This window comes from Enterococcus eurekensis (assembly GCF_042654605.1).
Classification (GTDB): Bacteria; Bacillota; Bacilli; order Lactobacillales; family Enterococcaceae; genus Enterococcus_I; species Enterococcus_I eurekensis.
In genome coordinates this window covers 37,314-44,048 of the sequence record NZ_JBHSGT010000006.1, presented here as the reverse complement: position 1 = coordinate 44,048, position 6,735 = coordinate 37,314, and the positions used below count along the sequence as shown (strand labels likewise).

Genomic DNA, 6,735 nt, shown 5'->3' with positions numbered 1-6,735 from the left:
GAACTTAAGAACGGTGACTCACCTACCTCTGTTTTTGGTGCAGCAATGATTGCTTTAATGACTGAAGAATATTCCTTAGATGATTTTTCAACGATGTCTTTGGACGCTCTGGCCGAGCTCTTACAACATTATGGCAAGGGTCGTTTCAAATCACCCGAGAAAATCGCCGAAGCGATAAAAAAAGCGGTTCGCGACTCTTATCGTTTAGGTAAATTGGCGCAAGAATCGATTGATATTATTCTGGCCTGCCTCGTTAAAAGTATTCAAGCCTTTCAAAAACAGATTAAAATTCTGGATCAGGCGATTGAAGATTTAGTGGTTATTTTACCTGAGTATCAATGCTTGCGAAGTATCCCAGGTATCGGTCCCATTTACGCCGCTGGCTTATTAGCTGAAATCGGCCAGATTGAACGATTTGAAGATCAAGCCAAACTAGCTAAATACGCCGGGTTAACTTGGAAAGTTTCGCAATCAGGAAATTTCCAATCGGAACGAACACCGCTAACTAAAACAGGTAATCGCTATTTTCGTTATTACTTAATTGAAGCTACCAATTCTGTACGACGGCACTTACCTGAGTTCAAAGCCTATATTACCAAAAGAAATACAAAGAAGTTCCAAAACAGCAACACAAACGAGCCCTCGTCTTAACCGCAAGAAAATTTGTGCGTTTGGTGGATATTCTACTACGTAACCACCAACTCTACACGCCACCAAGGAGCGTGATAGAACATGAATGAAAATTCATGACGCAAATCTCTGGAAAACAATCCCGAACAACTGTTATTTAATCAGTTTTGGGTCGGGTTTAGTTTCTTGCGGCCTAAAATCTATGAAAGCAATGAAAACAAATCTACTTATCACTTGACTTAATACCACAAGACTTTAACTCATATATTTATTTTAATGCAATTTTATGCTTATGCAAATGAATTTTAAACACTCCATTCAAAAAACTTGCACGATTATAAAAAGATTGTATAATAAAGTTACGAAAGGTCAATATTGGTCAACAACTCTTCGACCTTTTACTTTTCAAAAAATACAGATGATTAACAATAGAAAGGTTGTGTTTTTATGCGCTGTCAAAACTGTGACAAAAATGAAGCAACAATTCATTTATACGCAAACGTTGGTGGACAACGTCAACAAATAGACTATTGCCAAAGTTGTTATCAACAAATGAAAAACCAAGCAAACCCTATGATGAACCAAGGCCCTCGTGATCCCTTTGGATTTAATAATTTAGACGATTTATTCAGACAATTATCACAACAAATGCAAAAAGAACAGAGCCAAAAAACACCGCCAACTCAAACAGGCGGACTAGGTGGAGGCAATAACTTTTTTAATGGTGGCACACCACCAACTAGTGGTCAAAACGGTGGCCTTTTAGATGAATACGGAACAAGCATTACCGATCAAGCACGTAATGGTGCAATCGATCCCGTTATCGGCCGTGATAGCGAGGTCACCCGTTTGATTGAAATCTTAAACCGTCGAACAAAAAACAATCCCGTTTTAATTGGCGAACCTGGCGTTGGTAAAACCGCGGTCGTTGAAGGTTTTGCTCAAAAAATTATTGATGGTGACGTACCCCAAAAACTTAAAAATAAAGAAGTCATTCGTTTAGACGTTGCTTCACTTGTTCAAGGTACAGGAATTCGCGGTCAATTTGAAGAAAGAATGCAAAAATTAATTGAAGAAGTCAAAGCAGCTAAGAATATCATCTTATTTATCGATGAAGTACATGAAATTGTCGGTGCCGGTAATGCTGGCGATGGCAACTTAGATGCCGGAAATATTTTAAAACCGGCACTCTCACGTGGTGAATTGCAAATGGTTGGTGCAACAACGTTAAGCGAATATCGAATTATTGAAAAAGATCCTGCACTCGAACGTAGAATGCAACCAGTTCGTGTTGATGAACCGACTGTTGAAGAAACGATTGCCATCTTAAAAGGTCTTCAATCACGTTACGAAGATTACCATCATGTCAAATACACCGACGAGGCAATTGAAGCCGCGGCCAATCTTTCTCACCGTTACATTCAAGATCGTTTCTTACCAGATAAAGCGATTGATTTACTTGATGAATCGGGTTCGAAGAAAAACTTAACGATTAATATGATTGATCCAAAAGAAATTGAAGAAAAATTAGCGCACTCACAAGAGCAAAAAGCCCTAGCTTCTAAAGAAGAAGATTTTGAAAAAGCGGCGTACTTCCGTGATCAAATTACTAAACTCGAAAAGTTAAAACAACATAAAGTAACCGATGAGGAAACGCCAATTATTACTGAACGTACAATGGAACAAATTGTCGAAGAACGCACAGGTATTCCAGTTGGTGAACTTAAAGAAAAAGAACAAACACAATTGAAAAACTTAGCAAAAGACTTAAATGACCACGTAATCGGACAAAAACAAGCAATTGATAAAGTGGCTAAAGCGATTCGTCGTAATCGTATTGGATTAAGCAAACAAAATCGCCCAATTGGTTCTTTCCTCTTTGTCGGACCTACCGGTGTTGGTAAAACAGAATTAGCTAAACAGTTGGCAACAGAAATGTTTGGCTCTGCTGAATCAATGATTCGTTTTGATATGTCTGAATACATGGAAAAACACAGTACAGCCAAATTAATCGGTTCTCCTCCTGGATATGTCGGCTATGAGGAAGCAGGTCAATTAACTGAGAAAGTTCGTCGTAATCCCTATAGCTTAATTTTATTAGATGAAGTTGAAAAAGCCCATCCAGATGTGCTACACATGTTCTTACAAATTTTAGAAGATGGTCGTTTGACGGATGCTAAAGGACGGACAGTTAGCTTTAAAGATACATTGATTATTATGACAAGTAACGCCGGAACGAGAAATGTTGAGGCAAACGTTGGTTTTGCAGCAACTAGAGATGGTGTCAATCGTTCAATTCTAAATCAATTGCATCATTACTTTGCCCCTGAGTTCCTTAACCGCTTTGACGGGATTATTGAATTCAAAGCACTCAGCAAAGAAAACTTGCTCTCAATCGTTTCATTAATGCTTGATGAAGTCAACGGACAAATAAAAACACAAAATTTACAAATTGATGTACCACTAAATGTTCAAGAAAAATTAGTCGAACTCGGTTATGATCCTTCGATGGGTGCTCGCCCATTACGTCGTACCATTCAAGAACAAATTGAAGATGGTATCGCTGATTTCTATCTTGACCATCCAAGTGAGCATCACCTCCAAGCTATCTTAACGAATGAAGGTAATATTTCAATCGTACCATTTAAAGTAGAAGAAACAGTTGTAGAAGTTTCTTCTGATTAAAACAACTAAGTTTTCGAAGTTATGGCCAAGGCTATAGCTTCGAATTTTTTATTTTAAAAATATTTCAACTTTTTGGCCTGTTTTACTTCACTTTTATACAAGCAATACTTATAATAAATGAAAGAGAACATTTGGGGTGAATAATATGCGATTAATAAATGTAACGAATAGCTATTCTGGACTTGTGCGCCAACAGCTCGAAAACACGGATGCTGAATTAGTGAAAGTTTATACTTCGGGTAACATCACAGTAATCTATACCGCAGCACCGCTACATAATGAAATTGTTATTGTTAATAAAAAAAGACCCATCACTGAAAGTGAAATTCTTGAAATTAGAAATTATTTTACGAAAAAGCTCTCTCTCGATGAGTACGATCCACTTGACATTAAAACAAGTGTTACACCAATGTTGGTGGAAATCTCAATTCCAAAACACGCAAAAGAAAAAAACTACCAAACATTCCGTTAAAAAATGCTCACCACCTTTTATTGAAAAAGTGGTGAGCATTTTTATTTTTTCTACTATTGGTATAACGATTATTTTAGCCATTCTAAACGTGGGCCTTTTTCATAATTAAATACTTTGGGTTCCTCAAGTTCCAGTAACTTTTCAGTTAGATAGATACTCAATAGGGCATTGGTGTCTTCTGGCTGTACATAATAAATCTTTTCATTTGTATTAAATATGGCAATATATTGCGTATAATCGTCCGATCCATCCTCTTCAATATCGACACCTCGTGGAATTTTAACATTACCTAAAATATGTAAAATATTCATGAGTCCTTCATTTACAGAAGCAGCTCATGGAGTATATTCACGTAAATAAGCGGCTCGAATAAAGCGTTCCGGACTCGTGTAACCGCCCGGTAAACCAAAAGTCCCAGATCCTTGTCCAAAAGGTAAAATCGGATGTGTTCCAAAATATTTTTTATGAAAATTATTTGGCTGTATCCCTAAGTAATTGTTTAGATTTTTTAAATGCCATTCAAATTCGGGGCTATTCGTCATCACCTTGACAGGATTATTTTTTATTTCCAACTGTCCTGCTTTTGGTTCAACTACTACGACCTCCCCCGTTGAATCGGTCACAATAAAATGCAGAGGTAAAACAATTTCTAACAAAGAATTTTCAGACTCCATAATAGAAACTTCATTTATTCTTTGTTTTAATTCTATGACACTTCCGATTTCACCTAATACCCAAGAAATAAATTCATGCGGCGCTAAATTAATTTTACTTTGATTACGCTCTTGCGCATATTGTGCTTCACGTGGGAAATAGAGTTCGGCAATTGCTACGCCCTTTTCATTTACACCATCGGCAAAGATAAACTTATCTAACTTCCGTCCCATACCTAAATAGCCATAGCGATTCACGAGCTCTCCCCCAAAATCAAGCGGGAAAGGATACTGTCTCGGAAAAATTGTTGGTGCCCCTTCTAACTCGAAACCAAAATCCATTGTCCTTGCTAAAAAATTTATGTCGTCACTCGTCTGATAGGTAATACTTGTACACATATTTACCGACCCTTTTGAACAAACATATTGTTTAAAACGAATCTTTAATTTTAACGCCGAGCAATTGAATGAGGACTGTCGCCTGGTGTGGATTAATAATACAACCTTTTAATTGATTAGGTGATACACGCAAACTTGAAAACATACTCTTTGAAAAGTCGACTTTATTTAACGGTGTATCTAAAAAGTCTGCTTCATCGAGCTCACAACCGACAAATTGTAATTTCTTTTTGACTTTAACACTTTGGAAATAGGACTCTTGTAACGCACAATCACTAAAGACACAATTATCTAGCGCGGATTCACTAAAATTTAAATATCCTGCTTTGCATTCTAGCACTTGATTGTCTTTCCAGTGGTTGAAATAAAAATTCGTCCCAGTTAGTTGACATTTATCAAAACGACAACGATAAAAAGCACTATTATTAAATGAATAATTCGAAAAATTTAGATGAATAAATTGGCAATCTAACCATTCGCTGTCATCAAAATTTATTTGTTGAAACTCACACCGCTCAAAGATGACATCTGAAAAACGTAATGGTTCATGCGAGTAACTAAAACGACAATTTTTATAGTGTTCCCCTGATTCGACTGCATCTAAACTTAAATCTGCTCCTTCAATTATCAAAGTGAAACCTCTCCAAATCTATACTTTTTTCTTCTACAGTAATAGTATACATGACTTTGACAATCGTTCATAAAAAAAACAGCCCTTAAAAGAAATATTTTCTCAAAAGGACTGTTATCTTTATTTTCGGTAACGCAAAACATTTTCTTTAATTTTTTCAATCAATTCAATATCTGTGATACCTGTAATTTCGTTAATAACCATTTCTAACGGTTTTTGACGAATCATTTCTTGGATTTTTTTACTCTCTGCATCATTCGGATCATTATAATTTAAAATCATCCCAACGGTCGCTAGTAAATGAGGCGATTCCATTTTACGTTCATGCATTTCACGAATTGGTCGAATAAAGCGTTCTTGTGCTCCTAATTTTCTAATCGGCGTCCGAGCAACACGAGATATCGCATCCGAAATATATATATTTTGAAAACGATGAATAATTTTCTCGATATACGCTTCGTGCTTTTCTTGGTCAAATCCCCACTTTGCAACGAGTAATCGACCTGTTTCAGTCAAAACTGCCTTTAATTGAGCTAAAACAAGTGTGTCTTCCATCGCCTCATCAATTGTTGCATAACCAAACCAAGCAGCTGTATATGCCACGGTTGCATGTCCCGTATTGACACTAAACAACTTACGTTCGATGTAAGGTTCTAAATCATCGACATATTGAACACCATGTAACTGAATTACCTGATTTTTAACTTGTGTCCGATTGATGATCCACTCAGAAAAAGGTTCCACTTCTACATAAAGCACATCTTCGTGTTTTTGCTCTGGGACAATCCGATCAACAGCCGCATCTGGAAAACCAACAAATTGTTCAAAATAATCTTGATTCTCAATGTATTTTGCAACTTCCGTTTTAAAATATGTTGAACCCCTAATCATGTTCTCACAAGCAACCACATCAATTGGTTCAGTAATCCCCGCTGTTTTACGTGCTTCAATTCCTTGAGCGACTATCTCTGCAATATATGGTAAGATATTGGGCCCAATCGCAGTCGTGATGATCGATGCTTTCGTGATAGCATTAATCACAGCTTCTGGAGCAAGTTGGTTATTAATACCTGAGACTTGATCAATTAAAATTTTTTCCTTTGATTCATCGGCCAAACCGATTGTATACTCTTTTCTAGTTTGTAGCGCTTGAATAATCGTGTCGTTGACATCAATAAAGGTAACTTCAAAATTGTTTTGATGTAAAATCTCACCAATAAAACCACGACCAATATTTCCTGCGCCAAAGTGTACTGCTTTCATCT

Annotated in this window: 4 protein-coding genes and 2 pseudogenes; 3 read left to right on the top strand and 3 right to left on the bottom strand. The window is 36.7% G+C overall.

What is annotated here, in order from left to right:
- From ACFO3L_RS00695 to ACFO3L_RS00685, 3 genes and pseudogenes are all read left to right on the top strand, one after another.
- Window positions 1–740 (top strand): annotated as a pseudogene (locus tag ACFO3L_RS00695) (IS110 family RNA-guided transposase); the annotation flags it as partial.
- Between the two features lie 337 nt (window positions 741–1,077).
- On the top strand, window positions 1,078–3,315 hold the full coding sequence (locus ACFO3L_RS00690) for an ATP-dependent Clp protease ATP-binding subunit (protein WP_379962875.1): 2,238 nt from the start codon (window positions 1,078–1,080) through the stop codon (window positions 3,313–3,315).
- Window positions 3,316–3,460: 145 nt separating this feature from the next.
- A complete protein-coding gene (locus tag ACFO3L_RS00685; protein WP_379962874.1) occupies window positions 3,461–3,787 on the top strand; it encodes a DUF1827 family protein in 327 nt (108 codons plus the stop codon).
- A gap of 68 nt (window positions 3,788–3,855) precedes the next feature.
- Here the strand turns inward: ACFO3L_RS00685 and ACFO3L_RS00680 are convergent.
- From ACFO3L_RS00680 to ACFO3L_RS00670, 3 genes and pseudogenes are all read right to left on the bottom strand, one after another.
- Window positions 3,856–4,839: pseudogene (locus ACFO3L_RS00680) on the bottom strand (choloylglycine hydrolase family protein).
- 31 nt (window positions 4,840–4,870) lie between these two features.
- Window positions 4,871–5,470, bottom strand: coding sequence for a pentapeptide repeat-containing protein (locus ACFO3L_RS00675; RefSeq protein WP_379962873.1), 600 nt, complete (start codon window positions 5,468–5,470; stop codon window positions 4,871–4,873).
- A 120-nt stretch (window positions 5,471–5,590) separates the two neighbouring features.
- Complete coding sequence (locus tag ACFO3L_RS00670; protein ID WP_379962872.1) at window positions 5,591–6,733, bottom strand: mannitol-1-phosphate 5-dehydrogenase; 1,143 nt, start codon at window positions 6,731–6,733, stop codon at window positions 5,591–5,593.
- Between the last annotated feature and the right edge of the window lie 2 nt (window positions 6,734–6,735).